Source organism: Steroidobacter gossypii (assembly GCF_016801985.1).
Lineage (GTDB): Bacteria > Pseudomonadota > Gammaproteobacteria > Steroidobacterales > Steroidobacteraceae > Steroidobacter > Steroidobacter gossypii.
In genome coordinates this window covers 170,985-188,677 of record NZ_JAEVLS010000005.1, presented here as the reverse complement: position 1 = coordinate 188,677, position 17,693 = coordinate 170,985, and the positions used below count along the sequence as shown (strand labels likewise).

Here is a 17,693-nt window from a genome sequence, read left to right as displayed (position 1 = left end):
CCGCCGCTCGATGCTCAATCCGTCTGCCTCGCCACCGCGCATCGTCGGGATCGGCGGCACGACCAAGCCAGGTTCCTCGACCGAAAAGTGCCTGCTGGCCTGTCTGGCCGCGGCCGAGCGCCTGGGTGCGCAGGTCCAAGTCATCGCCGGCGCGCAGCTCGCAGAGTTGCCGTTGTATTCGCCGGAGGAGCCGGCCCGAACACCCGAGCAGCAGCAGTTCGTGGCTACCGTGCGCGACGCCGATGGGCTGATCCTGGCCACACCCGCCTATCACGCCGGCATGTCCGGGTTGCTGAAGAACGCCATCGATTTGCTCGAGGACCTGCGCGACGAGCCACGACCCTACCTCGATGGTCGCGCGGTCGGCTGCATTGTGACGGCGTATGGATGGCAGGGTGCAGGGACGACACTGACTTCTGTGCGCACCATCGTGCACGCTCTGCGCGGTTGGCCTACCCCACTCGGGGTAACCCTGAACACAGCGCTGCCTCTTTTCGATGCCGCAGGCGTTTGCATCGATGCGCGCAGCCAGACTCAGTTCGAGATGCTGGCCGCGCAAGTTGTTGGCTTCGCACGGCGTTTTGCCGCATAAATTCCGCAAGGCCGGCGCGAGCATTAAAGGTTTATCAGTTACCCCCGCGACTGCGTAAGGGCGGGTACCATGGCGTCTCACTCCTGCGACAAGACAACGGAAGATTCCATGCCCGATCGAGGTTCCCGCCCGCTGCAGTGGGCCCTGTGCGCGATGCTCGTGATCGCCGTCGCAGGTTGCTCGCGTGAACAGGCAGGCGCGGGCCGCGGCGGTGGGCCGGAAGTCATCGATGTCGTCACAGCCGAAGCCCTCATCAAACCGCTCGGCATCGAGATCGAGGCGGTGGGTACGGCCCGCGCCAATGAATCCGTCGAAGTCACATCCAAGGCGTCGAACACCATCAGTGCGATTCGTTTCGAGGAAGGCGATCGTGTGCGCCGGGGCCAGGTGCTGGTGGAACTCGACAACGCCGAGGAGCGCGCGGCGCTGGCTGAAGCGGAGGCCGCGCTCGCCGAAAGCCAGAACAATTTCAAGCGCAGCCGGGATCTCTACACCAGCAAGGCGTTGTCGGTCTCACAGCTCGATCTGATCGAGGCGACGTTGAAAGGCAATCAAGCGCGCGTCGATGTGGCCAAGGCGCGGCTGGCCGACACCATCATTCGCGCCAGCTTCGACGGCAACACCGGTTTCCGTCGGGTCAGTGTCGGCAGTCTGGTGAGCCCGGGCACGGTGATCACCACGCTCGACGACACTTCGGTGATCAAGCTCGACTTCACGGTCCCGGAAACCTATCTGTATGTATTGGACAAAGGCCTGGCGGTCAGGGCAGCGACCGCGGGGCTGCCGGGACGCGAGTTCACTGGCAAAGTCGCCCAGATCGATTCGCGCATCGATCCGGTGAGCCGCTCCATCGCCGTGCGCGCCGAACTGCCGAATCCCAAGGGCGAGCTGCGGCCGGGCATGTTCATGACGGTGAGGATGCAGGGCCAGGAGACGCCGGCGCTGCTGGTGCCCGAAGCGGCCATCGTGCCCGAGCAGGGCCGTACCTTCGTGTTCGTCGTCGAGAATGGCGAGGCGGTGCGCCGGGAGGTGAAGCTCGGCAAGCGTCGGCCAGGCGAAGTGGAAGTCCTCGAAGGTTTGAAGGAACACGAGCGCGTGGTGGTTGAAGGCACCCAGAACCTGCGCGATGGCGGGCCGGTGCGCGAGCAGCAGCAACAGTCGCAAGCCCAGGCCGAACAGACGAGTTCCTGACCATGAAGCTGTCCGAGCTGTCGGTTCGCCGCCCGGTCTTCGCGACCGTCATCAGTCTGTTGCTGATCATCTTCGGCCTGGTGTCGCTGCAACGCCTGGCGGTTCGCGAATATCCCGACATCGATCGGCCGGTGGTGTCGGTCACCACCACCTATACGGGCGCCTCGGCCGCGGTCATCGAGACCAAGATCACCCAGGTGATCGAAGATTCGGTCGCCGGCATCGAGGGCATTCTCAAGATCGAGTCCGACAGCGAGGACGAGCGCTCCTCGGTGCGCATCGAGTTCGACGTGGATCGCGAGATCGACGGCGCGGCCAACGACGTGCGCGATCGAGTGGCGCGAGTGCTGGGCAATCTGCCGGAAGAAGCGGACCCGCCGGAGGTGCTCAAAGCCGATGCGGGCTCGGACCCGGTCATGTACATCCTGTTCAGCTCCGACAACATGTCGGTGCTGGAAGTGACCGACTACGCCGAGCGCAATCTGATCGACCGACTCTCTACGGTGCCCGGCGTGGCGCGCGTTTCCATCAACGGCGCACGGCGCTACTCGATGCGTATCTGGCTGGATCGCCAGGCGCTGGCGGCGCGCCAGTTGACGGTGACCGACGTCGAGGACGCGCTACGACGTGAGAACGTCGAGTTGCCCGCGGGACGTATCGAATCCAAAACGCGCGAGTTCACGCTCCGCACCCTGGTCGGCCTGGACGATGAACAGGACTTTCGCGATCTCGTGATCGCGCGCGGCTCCGACGGTCATTTGATTCGTTTGAGCGAAGTCGCGAAGGTGCAGCTGGCGGCGGAGAACGATCGCGCCACAGCTCGCTTCGATGGCGAGGCCGGCGTTTCGATGGCGGTGGAGGCTCAGTCGAAAGCGAACACGCTGGACATCGTGCGCGGCGTTCGAGCCGAGATCGATCGTTTGCAGGACACCTTGCCGCGCGGCGCGAAGTTGCAGGTCGGCGTGGACAACGGCATTGCCATCGAAGCGGCGCTGCGTGAGGTGATCATCGCGGTCGTGTTCGCACTGTTGTCGGTGCTGCTGGTGATCTATGCGTTCCTGGGCAGCCTGCGCGCGACACTGATCCCGGCCGTGACCATTCCGGTATCCATCATCGCCTCGTTCACGGTGATGTATGCCTTGGGCTACTCGGTGAACGTGCTCACCTTGCTCGGCCTGGTGCTGGCCATCGGTCTGGTGGTGGACGACGCCATCGTGGTGCTCGAGAACGTGCATCGTCGCACCGAGATGGGCGAGCCGCCGCTGGTTGCTGCGGTTACTGGAAGTAGCGAGATCGGTTTCGCGGTTATTGCCACGACCTTGACGCTCGCGGCCGTGTTCATTCCGATCTCATTCCTGCCGGGCGATCTGGGACGTTTGTTCAGCGAATTCGGCTTCACTCTGGCGGCGTCGGTGTTGTTCTCGGCGCTGGTCGCACTGACGCTCACGCCGATGCTGGCCTCCAAGCTGCCCGAGCTGCATCGCAATCGCTTCGCCCAGGGCGTGGATCGCTTCTTCCGCCGGCTCTCCGAAGTTTATGACCGACGCCTGCGCTCGCTGATTCGCCGTCCCTGGCTGATCGTCGGCGCAGTCGGTGGCCTGGTGGTGTTGGGCGCAGTGACATTCCGCTCGGTGCCGTCGGAGTTCACGCCGCTGGCCGATTCGGGTCGCGCCAGCGTCAGCATCGAAGCGCCGGAAGGCACCAGCTTCGATCACATGTATCAGTACGCTCTGAAGCTCGAAGCCATCGCACTCAAGGAACAGCAGACGCACGGCGATATCGAACACATCCTGCTGCGAGTGCCGGGCGCCGGCGGCGGCCAGGTGCGCACGGGCGATGTGAACTCGGCGCGTGTCTTCATGATGCTTACCGACTGGCACGATCGAAAGCGCTCGGCGCGCGAGATTCAGGACGCGATCGTGAGCCAGGCGCAGCAGGCGATGCCCGGCGTGCGCGCCATGGCCAATCAATTCGGCAGCCTCGGTCGGCGCGGTTCGGGTCGCCCATTCGAGGCCGTGCTGGGCGGTCCGGATTATGAGTCGCTGGCGGTCTGGTCGAACAAGATGCTGGACCTGGCGCGCCAGTATCCGGGCCTGCGCAATGTCGACAACAGTTACAAAGAGCGCAAGCCGCAGTTGCGTGTCTCGATCGATCGCAGCCGCGCGGCGGAGTTGGGCGTTTCGTTGCAAGTGGTCGGACGCACCCTCGAGACTGTGCTCGGCTCGCGCATCGTCACGACGTATGTCGATCGCGGTCGCGAGTACAACGTCATCCTGCAAGCCAGCGATGATGCGCGCGAGACCATCACCGATCTAACAAACATTCGTGTGCGTTCGGCGCGCGGCGATACGCTGATTCCATTGTCGAACGTGGTGCAGGTCGAGGAGACGGCCGGCGCCGTGCAGTTGCCGCGTTTCAATCGACTGCGCTCGGTGGAAATCCGCGGCGATCTCGCGCCGGGTTATACCCTGGGTGATGCGATCGAGTGGTTCCAAGAGACTGCCGCGCGCGAGTTGCCTCCCGAAGCGGTGGTGATGTGGGACGGCGAGTCCGAGCAGTACCTGCGCGCCGGCGAGCAAATGTATCTGACGTTCTTCTTCGCGCTGGCCGTTGTGTTCCTGGTGCTGGCGGCGCAGTTCGAAAGCTTCGTGCATCCGGCCATCATCATGGTGACGGTGCCGCTGGCGCTGCTCGGCGCGGTGTTCGGCCTCAAACTGTATGGCCAGAGCATCAACATCTTCAGTCAGATCGCCGTGGTGATGCTGATCGGTATCGCGGCGAAGAACGGTGTGCTCATCGTCGAGTTCGCCAATCAGCTGCGAGATCGCGGCGTGGAGTTCACCGAGGCCGTGGTGAAGGCGGCCGAAACGCGGCTGCGGCCGGTGCTCATGACCAGCTTGTGTACGGCGTTCGGCGCGCTGCCTCTGTTGTTTGCTACGGGCGCCGGCTCCGAGCAGCGCATTCCTATCGGCATCGTGGTGTTCTACGGCACCATCGTTTCGGTGTTCCTGACGTTGTTCGCGGTGCCGGCGGTTTATTCCATTTTTGCCCGGCGCACCAAGTCGCCCGAGCATGTCAGCCGCATGCTGGATCGAATGCTGGGCCAGCACCGGCCGTCGGCCGGGACCGGCTCGGTTCATCCACTGCACAACGAGCCTCATGAGCGCCACTAGCACCGAGTTCTGCCAACACCTCGAGCACGGCATCACGGTCATCGACACCGGCTTCGTCCGGCCTCGCTTCGATGCCGCTTATTTGATCGTAGAGAACGGTCACGCGGCATATATCGATACTGGCCCGAACGCTGCCGTGCCTCGCTTGCTGGCCGCACTGGAGGCGGTGGGCCTGGAGCGAAGCGCCGTGGACTACGTGATTCCGACGCATGTGCATCTGGACCACGCAGGCGGCGCGGGGTTGCTGATGCGAGAGCTGCCGAACGCGAGGATGCTGATTCATCCCCGGGGCGCGCGTCACATGATCGATCCCACGGTGCTCATGGAAGGAGTGCGCGCCGTGTATGGGGTCGAGGTGGCGAATCGTGATTACGGCGAGCTCGTGCCGGTGCCGGAGGAGCGGGTGACCACGACCAGCGATGGGATGGTTGTTTCCTTGGGCGGACGGCCGCTGCGCTTCATGGATACGCCGGGTCACGCGAAACATCACCACTGCATATGGGATGAGGCGAGCCAGGGCTGGTTTACGGGCGACACTTTCGGCCTTGCCTATCCCGAGCTGCACACGCCTCGCGGGCCCTACGTGGTGCCTGCAACCGCGCCAATTCAGTTCGATCCAAAGGCGCTGCATGAGTCGGTGGCACGGCTGCTCGCTCAGCGGCCGGCGTTGATGTATCTGACCCACTACGGCGCGGTGGGCAATCCGGAAGCCCTGGCAGTGCAGTTTCTGGCGCAGGTGGATGCCATGGTCGACGCCGCACGGGAGCTGTCGCGGGTGGCGGATCGGCATGAGCAATTGAGACGGGCGTTCGCCGACATCTATATCGCCGAGCTGCGTCGCTGCGGGTCGACCTTGCCGGAATCTTTCCTACGCGAAGCGCTGGCGACCGATATCGAGCTGAACGCCCAAGGGTTGGGTGCCTGGCTCGACAAACAATGATGTAAGAAAAATACGCTCGACCTGAGCAAACATCGATGTCAGGAAACATCGTTCGCCCATTATTCAGGATCTGCCTGAAGGTAATGCGCGCGGATTCGTGATCCACTGCGCTGATTGTCGCAGAGCGTCTCCCGCATTCTGCGCGTGCCGCCCCTTCGTCGTGGATTCAGCAATGTCTGCAGAATTGATGCCCATTATCGCCTTCCTCTCGGGCGCCATGGTCGCGGCGATTTTGTCGTCGTTGAGCGTGTCGCGCGCCGCCAGGTTGCAGCAGGAGATTTTGAAACGAGGCCAGGTCGCCCATGGCCGCGTCCTGCATGTCTGGCGTCCCAAGCTGTGGGGCGCTTTCACGCGCATCTATTTCGAATTCGAGCCGGTCGGCATCGAAGGCACAGTGCGCGGTTGTCATGTCGACCGTCGCGCGGCCGGCGAATTGCGCGCCTCTTTGCCGGCGGTCGGAGCGACTGTGTCCGTGCGTTATTTACCGGACCAGCCGCAGCAGGCGGTCATCGCACGTCTGGTGTCCCGATTTACTGACTAAATCGACCGGCCGTTACGGAACCAACCCCCAGGCCCCCTCATTTCGTCGCTGACACTGGTTACGACGCCCCGGAGGAGGGTCTTATGGGTATTCTCGTTTGGTTGATCGTCGGCGGCGTGGTTGGCTGGCTGGCCAGCATCATCATGCGCACCGATGCACAGCAAGGTGTGTTGTTGAACGTGATCGTGGGCATCGTCGGCGCGTTGCTGGCGGGGTTCATTGTTTCGCCGATGGTCGGCGTAGGAACCATCAACGAGGGCATCTCGCTCGCGACCTTCCTGGTCTCGTTGCTGGGCGCTGTCATCTTGCTGGCCATCGTCAACTTGTTCCGTCGCGGTAGCGTGCGTTAAGCGCATTCTTCCGGGTCGAAATGCAAACGGGCCGGGCTTGTTAGCCCGGCCTTTTTATTGGGGCGCTGCTTCGTTGACGGGTCTACGGAGTTGGGTGTGCGGCCTCCGCTGCTCTTGGTGGCGTTAAGAGGCGTCGAGGCGAAGAACCGATTCCCCCTTCGGCACGGAGGGACTAGTGAGCACACACATAGTCGGCTTTCCTTTTCCGGAAAGCCCGCCGCAGGCGAAAGATAAAAATATCTATTCCCCCTCCCGAGCACGGGAGGGGGTTAGGGGGTGGGTCTTCGAACGAAAACGAAAATCAGCGAAAGTTCAAGGAGCGGGCTGAGAGCCCGAGGCAGGCTTGGATTTATAACGTTCGAACCACGCCAAAATCGCGCTCGCCTTGGCGGCCGACTGCGAGGGGCGGGCGGTGAAGCCGCCGTGGGAGGCGCCGGGGACTTTGACCAGGCCGGTGGGGACGCCCGCGAGCTGCAACGCTTGATAGTACTGCTCGGAATCGGAGAGCGGCGTGCGGAAGTCCTGATCGCCGACCACCACCAGGGTAGGGGTCTTCACCGAGCCAACCAGAGACAGCGGCGACCGCGACCAGTACGCATCCGGATCCTCCCAAGGCATCTTGTCGAACCAGTACTTGGGCATGAACGTGGCGATGTCCGTGGTCAGCACGGTGGACGCCCAGTTGATCACCGGCTTCTGCGTGGCCGCCGCCTTGAAGCGGTTCGTCTTGCCGACGATCCAGGCGGTGAGCACGCCGCCGCCGGAGCCGCCGGTGACGAACAGATTGTTCGGATCGACGAAGCCCTGCGCGATGGCTGCATCGACGCAGCTGATCAGATCGTCGTAATCGTTGCCGGGATATTTGTGATGGATCAGGTTGGCGAATTCGTCGCCATACGACGTCGAGCCACGCGGATTGGTGTACAACACCACGTAACCCGCCGCGGCGTACAACTGATTGTCGGTGGAGAACACCGGGCCATAAGCCGCGAACGGTCCGCCGTGAATCTCCAGGATCAGCGGATATTTCTTGTTGCGGTCGAAGTTGGGCGGCAACACCAGCCACGCATCGATGTCACGCTGATCGAAGGACGACTTCACCTCCAGCGCCCGCACTTCACCCAGCGTCTTACCGCCCAGCAGCCCTTCATTCAAAGCAGTGAGCTGCTTTGTGCGGCCTCCGCGAGCGATGGAGATATCCGACGGCCGCGCGCCGGTGCCGCTGGTGAACGCGATGGTGCCGTCGTTCGCGACGGTGAATTCACCGCCCGTGTAAGGACGATCGAGCGCGGAGCCGCTCAAGCCCTCTGCAACCGGAGTCACCCGACCGTTGAGCGTCACGCGAGCGACTTTGGTGACGGCCTGATCGTCATATTGAATATAGAGACTGCGGCCATCGGGCGCCCACTCGACGCGATCCACGGAACGGTCCAGTGAAGCAGTCAACGAACGCGCATCGCTGCCGTCGGCATTCATCACGTACAGCTCGAGGTTCTGATAACCCATGAACTTATCGTCGAAGCTGAGATACGCGATGTGCTTGCCGTTCGGCGAAACGCGCGCATTGGTGTCCGGACCGTTGCGCGTGGTGAGCGGCGTGATCGCGCCGTCGGCGATCGAGATGCGATACAGCTCGGAGTTCACCGGCTCGCGGCGCCAGTTTTCGTTTCTATTGCCGCTGGCCACGATGTAGCTGCCGTCCGGCGCCCACGACAACGGCCCGGACTCGTCGAACGCGCCGAATGTCAGCTGCCTCGGAGCGCCGCCGTCCGCGGCGATGACATAGACATGCGTGTAGCCGGGCTTCAGGTAGCCGGAGCTATCCGTGCGGTAGACGATATCAGTGATCACTTCCAGTGGCGGCGCCCACTGCGCGTTCTCCGGCTTGGGCGGAGCCTCGCCCAGCGGCTGTTTGGAATCCGGCGCGAACATGGTGAACGCGATCCATTTGCCGTCCGGCGACCATGTGAGCGATTCCGGTGCGTCCAGCAGCTCGGCGAGCTTGGCGGCCTGGCCATTCTGCATCCAGCGCACGAACAGCTGCGGGCGGCCGTCCTCGGCGGTGGATACATAGGCGAGCCGGTCGCCCTTCGGCGACCAGCGTGGCGAGCTGTGCGAGCCGGCGCCAGTGACCAGCGGGGTCTGCTGGCCCGAGTCAGTGTCGATCAGCCAGATCGAGCTGCGGCCGCGGTCGGTCATGATGTCGAACGAGCGGCGGCTGTAGGCGACCGCGCTGCCATCGGGGCGGATCTGCGGATCAGCCGCATATTGCAGGCCGAACAGATCGCGGCCCTGGAAGATTCGGTTGGGCGCCTCGGCCGGCGCGGCCTGTGCAGCTGGCAGCGGCACAGACAGGGTCATCAACAACGCAACGAGTAGCGGCAACGGGCGCATACATCCCTCGGGCTCGGTGGCGGGAAAAACGGGGCCGGTACGCTAGCGTCCCTGTCTCGCAGCGTCCAGTGCAGCGCCCGATCCGTGCAGCTATTGCGACCGGCATTGGCCAGTGCCACGCTCATGGCAGGCCCGTGGCACGAGGCCGCTTGCCGAGTCCATAGGCCGAATCCAATAGGATGTGGCGGGACGAATCCCCGCCTTGGACATGGGAGGAAGGGCGCGGCGGTGGCATCGAGCCCGGAGACTTTTTTGCCTATATCGACGGCCGAGCTGTCGTGGCGGGTGCTCGGCTTCGTCAATGGGCTGCGGCTGCTCGCCGCGTCTGCGCTCGCGACTTTATTCGTTTCCATCATGCCCGAGACCGTCGGGCAGCTCGACCCCGCGCTGTTCGCCGGGGCCGCGACCGCCTATTTCCTGTACGCGGGCATTTCGGTTGGCAGCATCCGCCGCCGCAACCCCGATATCGTGTTGCAGACATGGACCGGTGTGTTCGCCGATGTCCTGGTGCTATCGCTGCTGACCTACGCCAGCGGCGGCGTGAACGGCGGGATCTCGGCACTGGTGGTGCTGTCCATCGGGGCGGCCAGCTTCATCCTGCGGCGTCGCCTGGCCATGGCCATCGCCGTCAGCGCGGCCATGGCCATGCTCGTTCAGCCAATCATCACACTGCTGGCGAACACCGACGCCACGGGCGATCTCACCACGGCAGGCATCTCGGGCGCACTGACCATCGTCATCTCGCTGGGCATCTCGCAGCTGGCGCGGGTGATGCGTCAGAACGAAGAGATCAGCCGGCTCCGCGAAGCGGCCAACAACGAACTGGTCGACCTGCACCGTGCTCTCACCGTGCACCTGCGGGAAGGCGTGCTGGTGGTCGACGGCGAGAACCGGGTGACGATGATTTCCGATGCCGCCTCCACCTTGCTCCAGGGCGGCAACGCGTCCCAAGGGCTAACCCTCGGCAGTATCTCGCCGCGACTGTTCAACCTGCTCGACGTTTGGCGCCGTTCTTTCTGCGACGAAAGCCGCAGCTCGCCGACCATGATGGGGTTCGACGGCGAGCGTCGCCTGCAGCTGAAGTTCGTGTCGCTCGATAACAGCGTGCAGGGACCGGCGCTGATCTTCGTTGAAGACAAATCGCGCGCGCCGGCGTGGCTGGCGGGCTCGATGGTTCCAGCGTCGGTGCAGGTCAATCAAATGCCGGCGCCTCGCGAGCCTGCGCCCGAACCCCCGCCACCTCCGCCGCGTGCGCCGGCGCCTTCATTTCAAAGCCCGTATGCAGCCGGCGCGGTGCGCGAGCCGTCCTATGAGGGCGGGCCCTACGCTGGCAGCCTGGCGCCCGTCAGCGCTCTGCGCAGCAGTCAGTCACGAAGCAATCCATTCGAGGAGTCGTATCGAGAAGGACCGCGCCGCCCCAGTCCGTCACGTTTCGATTCCGCTCGTCCCGATGTGTATCGAGAAGAAGAGCCTGTGGAGGAGGTTGGCCAGCTCGACGAGGGTTATCGCGCCAACACATTGCGCGAGAATCTGGCGCGACAGAACACATATCGCGCGGCGCTCCAGGAAGTCTCACCATGGGCAAACGCCCCCAGACCGCCGCAGCCACAGGCGCGTCCGCCGACTTCCGCGGCGACTGGAGCACAAACCCGGCGACAGCAACAACAACCTTCGGTTCGACCGCCGACCGGAGCGAATACGGGTGCACAAACGCGCCGGCCACAAGGGCCGCCACCGCAGCCTCCGCGGCCGCCTGGCAATATGCTCACGAATAACGATCCACGCTTGCGCATCATCATCGGCAATGCGCTGCAGTTCGGTCGGCGCGAATCGGTGCGGCTGGAGCGTGTGGATCTCGCGTCGTGGTGCAAGGAATTCCTCACCGAGTTTTGGCAGGCCGAAGACATTGACGCCGATACTTTGCGGCTCAGCGCGCCGCGCGAAAACGTGCCGGTGCGAGCCGATCCTGCTCACCTTCAAAAGCTGTTGTGGACGTTGTGCACCGATCTGCTGATGTACGGTCGCGCCAGTAACTCGACCGATCCGGTCGAGATTCGCGTCGGGCGCAGCGCCACAACCCAGCGCCGCTATCTCGATGTCATCGATCGCGGCTCGGCCATCGGGCCCGCCGATTCCAAGCGCGTATTTGAACCTTTCCTCTCGGTGGGCAAGGCCGGCACCGGCATTTCGATGTTCGTCTCACGCGAGCTGTCGCCCGGCGTTCGCACCGGTGCAAACAACGATCCGCGACCCGGCGGCGGCGTGGTGTTCCGGCTGGTGTTCGCGGACGCGCCGTCACCGAAGCCTGCAGAAGCCGCCGAATAAGGCCGCATCTACAAAAGCATCCGCTGACCCATCCGAGTCGCAGCGCATGGCTATACTGGCTCGCTTCACGCGTCCGGAGGTTTCAATGCGTTACGCTGCGATCGCAGGGATTGGCCTATGCATGGGGCTGCTCGCCAACACGGTCCATGCGCAAACTCACATCGAGCCTGCATGCTCAACGCGTGCATCGAACGATGAGCCAGCCGTGGTGGCTGTGACGCTCGGCGAGACGCCGGCGCTCATTCGCATTCCAGCGCAGATCGACAAAGCACCCATTCTGCTTTGGCATGGCTTCGGTCCACCCGCGAACGAACGCGCGTTGATGGAGGCGCTGCCGCTGGATGAAGTGCCCGCTGTGAAGGTTTATCTCGGCCTGCCGATGTTGGGCGCTCGAATGCCTGCTGCCGGAAGCGATGAATTGATCCGTAGACAGCGCGAGGACCTTGCCACGCTGGTGTTCGAGCCGGTGGTCATGGGCGCCGCCCAGGAGTTGCCGGCGGTCATTCGTGCGTTGGAACAGCATCGCTGTATTTCGCAGGGTGGCCGCGTCGGATTGTTTGGTTTCTCGGCGGGCGGCGCGTCGGTGCTCTATGCCCTGGCTGAAGCGGACGTCCCTGTGGATGTCGCCGTCACTTTGAATGCTTCGACGGGCTTGACCGCGTCCGTCAATGCCTATGAGCGTGCCACTAAAGGGTCATACACCTGGACGGAGGCGGCGCGTAGACTCGCGCGGCGCTCGGATGCAGTGACTCGTGCGAAGGACATCGCTGCCGGCAGCCCGCCGCCGGCATTGCTGCTCATCCACGGTGAGGACGACGCAATGATGCCGGCCGAGATTGCCACGACACTGCACCGGACCTTGCAACCTTTATATCGAGAAGCGAACGCTGCGCAGCGCCTGCAACTCAACGTCGCGCCCGGGTTGGCGCACGTCTGGACGGACACAGGGAACGTCGAAGCATTGCGCAGCTCGATCGCTGCGTGGTTCCATACTTATCTCTCGGCAGCGGGTGTGCTCGCGGGCTGAGAGACCTCAGCTCGGAGTTCTTATGCGTCTTGGTTGTATTTCTGTGGGTTCAGTCGCGGCGATGATGCTGGCGACGCTGGCGGTGCTGCCGCAGCAGTCGTGGGCGGCCGGCGACGTGGTCGACTACATCGAAGCGAAGAACCTGAACAATCCGCCGCCTGCGGCGCCGCTGGATACGTTCGATCGTTTCGAAATCGCCCCCATCGCAATGGGCGCGCCTTATGCCGGGCAGCCGGCGAACGAGCAGGCGAAGCAACGGTTGCAAGCCAACCTCGATGAGCGCGTGCCGCCGGTGCTGACAGAATGGAATGCGAAGGAAGCGAAGAATACCCCGCCGCGCACCTTGAAGATCGAGCCGACCATTCGTCACGTGAAATTCGTCAGCGGCAAGGCGCGCTTCTGGGCCGGCGCTTTCGCGGGCGGCACCGCGGTGTTGATGACCGTCAAGCTGAGCGATGCGGCCACCGGCGAAGTGATCGCCGAGCCCGAGTTCTATCAGCATGCCAATGCGTTCGGCGCGGCTTATTCCATGGGCGGCACCGATAAAGCCATGCTGATCCGCGTGACCGACATGGTCGCGAACTACCTGAAGTCGAATTACATCGCGGCGGTGGGCGGCCCGACCGGCAAGCCCGACAAGGCCGCCGAGAAGGAATCGAAGCGTAAATCCAAGGACGCAGACAAGGACGGAGAGTCCGCCGATCAGTCGACGCCGCAGTAAGTCGCGCGGCTCCGGCAAGCGAGGCCGGAGCTGGCGCCTCTCGAAATTCCTGCCTAGCGCAGCCACGCGCAAGCGTTGGCTGCGCATCCTGCGTACAGCACCGCTCACCTTGCAATTGATGGTGGTGCTGCTGTTGACCGTGTCCTCATGGTTTGCGGTCAACTGGATCTATCAGGTGATCCGCAAACCCTCCGAATTGTTCTTTCCGGTCAGCGGCACGCTCTACAAGACGCCCAGCGAGACCTGGATCTCGTACGAACCCATCTTTCGCAAACATTCCACCGACACCATCAGCCCGGAACTGCTGGCGGCGCTGGCGCAAGTGGAAGGCTCGGGCAATCCCATCGTACGCACCTACTGGCGCTGGTCGCTGACTCACAAGCCGTTCGAGGTGTATCGGCCGGCGTCGAGCGCGGTGGGCATGTACCAGATCACCGATGGAACGTTCGAATATACGCGGCGCCTGTGCATTCACGACCACAAGGTCGCGCAGGACGGGCCGTGGCACGACTTCGATTCGTGCTGGTTCAACAGCCTGTACATGCGCGTGATTCCGTCACATGCCGTGGAGATGACAGCTGCGTATCTGGACCGGCAGATCGCCGCCATCCTCTACAAGAACCGCATCCGCTCGGCGAGCTTGCGCCAGAAGCAGGATCTGGCGGCCGTGATCCACGTGTGCGGCGCTGGGGCGGGCGCCAGCTTCGCCCGCCGCGGCTTTCGGCCGCGACCGGGCCAGCATTGCGGCGATCACTCGGTTCAGGGTTACATCGATCGCGTCAACCGCATGAAACAGGTGTTCGCCGCGCTGTCGCAACGTCCTAAGCCGTCGCTGTGGCAGTAGCCTTCTTGCGCTCGTGCGCGAAGTGCTCGCCGTACTTGCGGTCGATGTGCATGATGTGAGAGCGCAGCCACAGCTCCAGATACTCAAAGAATTCCCTGGTGAACGTGCCGGGCCCATCGAGGAAGGCCTGCTTGTGCTCGGCCAGCCCTTTGAGCAGGCGCGCATGGATGCCTTTGTGAATCTCCAGCTGCGGATAGTGCTGGCGCGCCAGCATCGCTTCTTCCTCGCGGAAGTGGCGCACCGTCAGCCTCTCCAGATGCTGTAACAGCCGGGTCAACTCGGCTTTGCCCGCGCCGGCATGGGCGCGCTGGTGCAACTCGTTCATGGCATCCACCAGGCCGTGGTGCTGCCGGTTCATTTCCTCGACCAGGACGTCGAATTTCTGCGGATCCCAGGGAAGTAAGCTCATGGGGGCTGATCCTTTTAGTTGTCTCGGTTCAGGTATCGCCCAGCGGCGGCCGGGCTGGAGACTGGGGTTCCCCGCAGCGATTGCGGCCATTCCGGATAGTCCGCGCACGAGGGGCCGGCGCGCGGCTGCCGAGACTGGCGATTCATGCGAGAATCCGCGGCCGGATTCTCGAAATCCCATTCTTCTCGAGCCCAATGAGTCAGACGTCGGTGTCAGGCGGCGCAGGCAACTCGCCGCGGCGGGTGCTGTTTGCGAGCCTGATCGGCACCACGATCGAGTATTTCGATTTCTATATCTACGCCACCGCGGCCGTGCTGGTGTTCCCGCAGCTGTTTTTTCCGGCGGGCGACCCGGCCTCGGCCACGTTGCAGTCGCTGGCGACGTTCGCGCTCGCGTTTTTCGCGCGGCCGCTGGGCTCGGCGCTGTTCGGGCATTTCGGCGACCGCATCGGGCGCAAGGCGACACTGGTGGCGGCGCTGCTGACCATGGGATTGTCGACGGTGTTCATTGGCCTGCTGCCGACGTATCAATCGATCGGCGTGCTGGCGCCCTTGCTGCTCGCCTTATGTCGCCTCGGCCAGGGCCTGGGTTTGGGCGGCGAATGGGGTGGGGCGGTGCTGCTGGCCACCGAAAATGCGCCGCCGGGCAAGCAGGCCTGGTATGGCATGTTCCCGCAGCTCGGCGCGCCGCTCGGGTTTCTGTGTTCCACCGGCGTGTTTCTGCTGTTGAGCGAATACCTGAGCGATGCCGAATTCTTTTCCTGGGGCTGGCGCGTGCCGTTCGTGGCGAGCGCGTTGCTGGTGTTCGTCGGTTTGTATGTCCGGTTGCGATTGCACGAAACGCCGGCGTTTCAGCGCGCCATCGACAACAACGAGCGGGTGCGCGTGCCGATGCTAACGGTCTGCACACAGCACACGGGCACGTTGATCTTGGGAACATTCGCCGCAACCGCGACCTTCGTCGTGTTCTATTTGATGACGGTGTTCTCGCTCAGCTGGGGCACCTCGGCGCTGGGCTATTCGCGCCAGGAATTCCTGATTCTGCAGATGATCGGCGTGCTGTTCTTCGCGCTCACCATTCCGCTGTCCGCGGTGATCGCCGACCGGCGCGGCCGCCGGAGCATGTTGATCGCGGCGACGCTCGGGATCATGGCGTTCGGCCTGTTTTTCGCGCCGCTGTTCGGGTCCGACTCGCCGCTGCGCGTGGTGATATTCCTTGCGCTCGGGCTTGGCCTGATGGGCCTGACCTACGGTCCGCTGGGGACGGCACTTTCAGAGTTGTTCCCGACCTCGGTCCGGTACACTGGCGCTTCGTTGACTTTCAATCTCGCTGGCATCCTCGGCGCCTCGCTCGCGCCGTATGTGGCCACGTGGCTCGCCACGAATCACGGCCTGGCGTATGTCGGCTATTACCTCACGGCTGCGGGTGCGATTTCGCTGCTGGCGCTGCTCTTGATCCGCCGGCCGCAGCCACCACTTTGATTCGTCTTTTTGGGTCTTATCGCTTTTCAATTCACAAGGCGCGCAATGCTTCAAACCGCCAACGTTTCCATTCAATTCGGCGCCAAGCCGCTGTTCGAACAGGTCTCGGTCAAGTTCGCCGACGGCAATCGTTACGGTCTGATCGGGGCCAACGGCTGCGGCAAGTCCACGTTCATGAAAATCCTCGGCGGTGAGCTGGAGCCCAGCTCCGGCGAAGTGATGCTCATGAACGGCCTGCGCCTGGGCAAGCTGCGCCAGGACCAGTTCGCGTATGAAGATCAGCGCGTGCTCGACGTGGTCATGCAGGGCCACGTGGAGATGTGGCAGGCGATGGTCGAGCGCGATCGCATCTACGCCGATCCCAACGCGACCGACGACGACTACATGCGCGCGGCCGAGCTCGAAGCGAAGTTCGCCGAATACGGCGGCTACGACGCCGAGGCGCGTGCGGCGAGCATTCTGAAGGACGCGGGCATCGATCCTTCCTATCACAACGGGCCGATGCGTGAAGTCGCGCCGGGCTGGAAATTGCGCGTGCTGCTCGCTCAGGCGCTGTTCTCGCGTCCCGACGTGCTGCTGCTGGACGAGCCCACCAACAACCTGGACATCCATTCCATCGGCTGGCTGGAAGGCGTGCTCAACCAGTACGACGCCACCATGATCATCATCAGCCACGATCGTCACTTCCTGAACCAGGTGTGCACGCACATGGCGGACCTGGACTACGGCCAGATCAAGATCTATCCGGGCAACTACGACGACTTCATGCTCGCCTCGGTGCAGGCGCGCGAGCGTGTGGAAGCGGCCAACGCCAAGGCCAAGGAACGAATCTCCGATCTGCAGGAATTCGTGCGCCGTTTTTCGGCGAACGCTTCCAAGGCGCGCCAGGCCACTTCGCGCTTGCGTCAGATCGACAAGATCAAGATCGAGGAGGTGAAGCCGTCCTCGCGCCAGAATCCATACATTCGTTTCGAGCAGGAAAAGAAGCTGTATCGAAACGCGGTGACGGTGGAGGAATTGAGCTTCACGTATCCCGGCGCGGACACGCCGGTGCTGGACAATGTGAATTTCAACGTCGAGGCCGGCGAGCGCATCGCCATCATCGGTCAGAACGGCGTCGGCAAGACCACGCTGATGCGTCTGCTCGCCGGTGAGCTGCAGCCGAGCAAAGGCACCATCACCTGGGTGGAGAACGCCAAGCTCGGTTACATGCCGCAGGATCCGCAGGCCGAGTTCGCCGAAAAAGTGGATCTGTTCACCTGGATGAGCGAGTGGCGCTCCAAGAGCGACGACGATCAGATCGTGCGCGCCACGCTGGGCCGTTTGCTGTTCTCGGGCGATGAGACCCGCAAGTCGGTGAAGGTGCTGTCCGGTGGCGAGAAGGGCCGCATGATCTACGGCAAGCTCATGCTCACCAAGCCCAACGTGCTGCTGCTGGACGAGCCCACCAACCACATGGACATGGAAACCATCGAGTCGCTGCAGATCGGCGTGGAGAAATATCCGGGCACGGTGCTGTTCGTGTCGCACGATCGTGAGTTCGTCGGCGGTATCGCCAATCGCATCATCGAGCTGAAGCCCGACGGCAAGATGATCGATTTCAAAGGCACCTACGACGAATATCTGCGCGAGCAGGGCCTGGCCGCCTGAGGCTTCGCACGCGGCGGCGCCTGGCCGGGTCAGGCGCCGCCCACAGCAGATTCAG

14 protein-coding genes are annotated in these 17,693 nt (G+C 63.4%); 12 read left to right on the top strand and 2 right to left on the bottom strand.

Annotated features, from left to right (window positions below; translation table 11 throughout):
- Positions 1-10 precede the first annotated feature (10 nt).
- From JM946_RS21255 to JM946_RS21230, 6 genes are all read left to right on the top strand, one after another.
- The gene (locus JM946_RS21255) at positions 11-592 is read left to right on the top strand and encodes an NADPH-dependent FMN reductase (protein ID WP_203169385.1); all 582 of its coding nucleotides are present in this window, start codon (positions 11-13) and stop codon (positions 590-592) included.
- A gap of 108 nt (positions 593-700) precedes the next feature.
- Complete coding sequence (locus JM946_RS21250; RefSeq protein WP_203169384.1) at positions 701-1,783, top strand: efflux RND transporter periplasmic adaptor subunit; 1,083 nt, start codon at positions 701-703, stop codon at positions 1,781-1,783.
- 2 nt (positions 1,784-1,785) lie between these two features.
- Entirely contained in the window at positions 1,786-4,956 is a 3,171-nt protein-coding gene (locus JM946_RS21245; protein ID WP_203169383.1) for an efflux RND transporter permease subunit, read from the top strand.
- Positions 4,943-5,896: an MBL fold metallo-hydrolase gene (locus JM946_RS21240; protein WP_203169382.1), complete on the top strand. Its 954-nt coding sequence runs from the start codon at positions 4,943-4,945 to the stop codon at positions 5,894-5,896. The genes JM946_RS21245 and JM946_RS21240 overlap by 14 nt, the downstream gene beginning before the upstream one ends.
- Positions 5,897-6,068: 172 nt before the next feature.
- The gene (locus JM946_RS21235) at positions 6,069-6,437 is read left to right on the top strand and encodes a DUF3592 domain-containing protein (protein ID WP_203169381.1); all 369 of its coding nucleotides are present in this window, start codon (positions 6,069-6,071) and stop codon (positions 6,435-6,437) included.
- Positions 6,438-6,520: 83 nt separating this feature from the next.
- Complete coding sequence (locus JM946_RS21230; protein WP_203169380.1) at positions 6,521-6,787, top strand: GlsB/YeaQ/YmgE family stress response membrane protein; 267 nt, start codon at positions 6,521-6,523, stop codon at positions 6,785-6,787.
- Positions 6,788-7,099: 312 nt separating this feature from the next.
- Here JM946_RS21230 and JM946_RS21225 read toward each other — a convergent pair whose 3' ends face one another.
- The gene (locus JM946_RS21225) at positions 7,100-9,148 is read right to left on the bottom strand and encodes an alpha/beta hydrolase family protein (RefSeq protein ID WP_218043041.1); all 2,049 of its coding nucleotides are present in this window, start codon (positions 9,146-9,148) and stop codon (positions 7,100-7,102) included.
- 285 nt (positions 9,149-9,433) lie between these two features.
- Between JM946_RS21225 and JM946_RS21220 the strand changes: the two genes are divergently transcribed.
- From JM946_RS21220 to JM946_RS21205, 4 genes are all read left to right on the top strand, one after another.
- Positions 9,434-11,506 (top strand): ATP-binding protein, encoded by a 2,073-nt coding sequence (locus tag JM946_RS21220; RefSeq protein ID WP_203169378.1) that lies wholly within the window; start codon positions 9,434-9,436, stop codon positions 11,504-11,506.
- A gap of 85 nt (positions 11,507-11,591) precedes the next feature.
- Positions 11,592-12,533 carry an alpha/beta hydrolase family protein gene (locus tag JM946_RS21215; protein ID WP_203169377.1) on the top strand — a complete coding sequence of 314 codons (942 nt, stop codon included), beginning with the start codon at positions 11,592-11,594 and terminating at the stop codon, positions 12,531-12,533.
- Between the two features lie 43 nt (positions 12,534-12,576).
- Positions 12,577-13,254 (top strand): hypothetical protein, encoded by a 678-nt coding sequence (locus JM946_RS21210; RefSeq protein WP_203169376.1) that lies wholly within the window; start codon positions 12,577-12,579, stop codon positions 13,252-13,254.
- A gap of 118 nt (positions 13,255-13,372) precedes the next feature.
- Positions 13,373-14,098 carry a transglycosylase SLT domain-containing protein gene (locus JM946_RS21205; RefSeq protein ID WP_230979923.1) on the top strand — a complete coding sequence of 242 codons (726 nt, stop codon included), beginning with the start codon at positions 13,373-13,375 and terminating at the stop codon, positions 14,096-14,098.
- Here the strand turns inward: JM946_RS21205 and JM946_RS21200 are convergent.
- Positions 14,076-14,507: a bacteriohemerythrin gene (locus JM946_RS21200; RefSeq protein ID WP_203169374.1), complete on the bottom strand. Its 432-nt coding sequence runs from the start codon at positions 14,505-14,507 to the stop codon at positions 14,076-14,078. The two genes, JM946_RS21205 and JM946_RS21200, sit on opposite strands and share 23 nt — an antisense overlap.
- A gap of 194 nt (positions 14,508-14,701) precedes the next feature.
- Here JM946_RS21200 and JM946_RS21195 point away from each other — a divergent pair, with 194 nt between their 5' ends.
- Both JM946_RS21195 and JM946_RS21190 read left to right on the top strand, forming a co-directional pair.
- Positions 14,702-15,988: an MFS transporter gene (locus JM946_RS21195; protein WP_203169373.1), complete on the top strand. Its 1,287-nt coding sequence runs from the start codon at positions 14,702-14,704 to the stop codon at positions 15,986-15,988.
- A gap of 45 nt (positions 15,989-16,033) precedes the next feature.
- Positions 16,034-17,638, top strand: a complete 1,605-nt coding sequence (locus JM946_RS21190; protein ID WP_203169372.1) for an ABC-F family ATPase — start codon at positions 16,034-16,036, stop codon at positions 17,636-17,638.
- The last annotated feature ends 55 nt before the right edge of the window (positions 17,639-17,693 follow it).

Bases quoted from the DNA above. Each gene is read 5' to 3' on its own strand.
- JM946_RS21255 (WP_203169385.1), top strand. From the start codon at position 11: ATGCTCAATCCGTCTGCCTCGCCACCGCGCATCGTCGGGATCGGCGGC.
- JM946_RS21250 (WP_203169384.1), top strand. From the start codon at position 701: ATGCCCGATCGAGGTTCCCGCCCGCTGCAGTGGGCCCTGTGCGCGATG.
- JM946_RS21245 (WP_203169383.1), top strand. From the start codon at position 1,786: ATGAAGCTGTCCGAGCTGTCGGTTCGCCGCCCGGTCTTCGCGACCGTC.
- JM946_RS21240 (WP_203169382.1), top strand. From the start codon at position 4,943: ATGAGCGCCACTAGCACCGAGTTCTGCCAACACCTCGAGCACGGCATC.
- JM946_RS21235 (WP_203169381.1), top strand. From the start codon at position 6,069: ATGTCTGCAGAATTGATGCCCATTATCGCCTTCCTCTCGGGCGCCATG.
- JM946_RS21230 (WP_203169380.1), top strand. From the start codon at position 6,521: ATGGGTATTCTCGTTTGGTTGATCGTCGGCGGCGTGGTTGGCTGGCTG.
- JM946_RS21225 (WP_218043041.1), bottom strand. From the start codon at position 9,148: ATGACCCTGTCTGTGCCGCTGCCAGCTGCACAGGCCGCGCCGGCCGAG.
- JM946_RS21215 (WP_203169377.1), top strand. From the start codon at position 11,592: ATGCGTTACGCTGCGATCGCAGGGATTGGCCTATGCATGGGGCTGCTC.
- JM946_RS21205 (WP_230979923.1), top strand. From the start codon at position 13,373: ATGGTGGTGCTGCTGTTGACCGTGTCCTCATGGTTTGCGGTCAACTGG.
- JM946_RS21200 (WP_203169374.1), bottom strand. From the start codon at position 14,507: ATGAGCTTACTTCCCTGGGATCCGCAGAAATTCGACGTCCTGGTCGAG.
- JM946_RS21195 (WP_203169373.1), top strand. From the start codon at position 14,702: ATGAGTCAGACGTCGGTGTCAGGCGGCGCAGGCAACTCGCCGCGGCGG.
- JM946_RS21190 (WP_203169372.1), top strand. From the start codon at position 16,034: ATGCTTCAAACCGCCAACGTTTCCATTCAATTCGGCGCCAAGCCGCTG.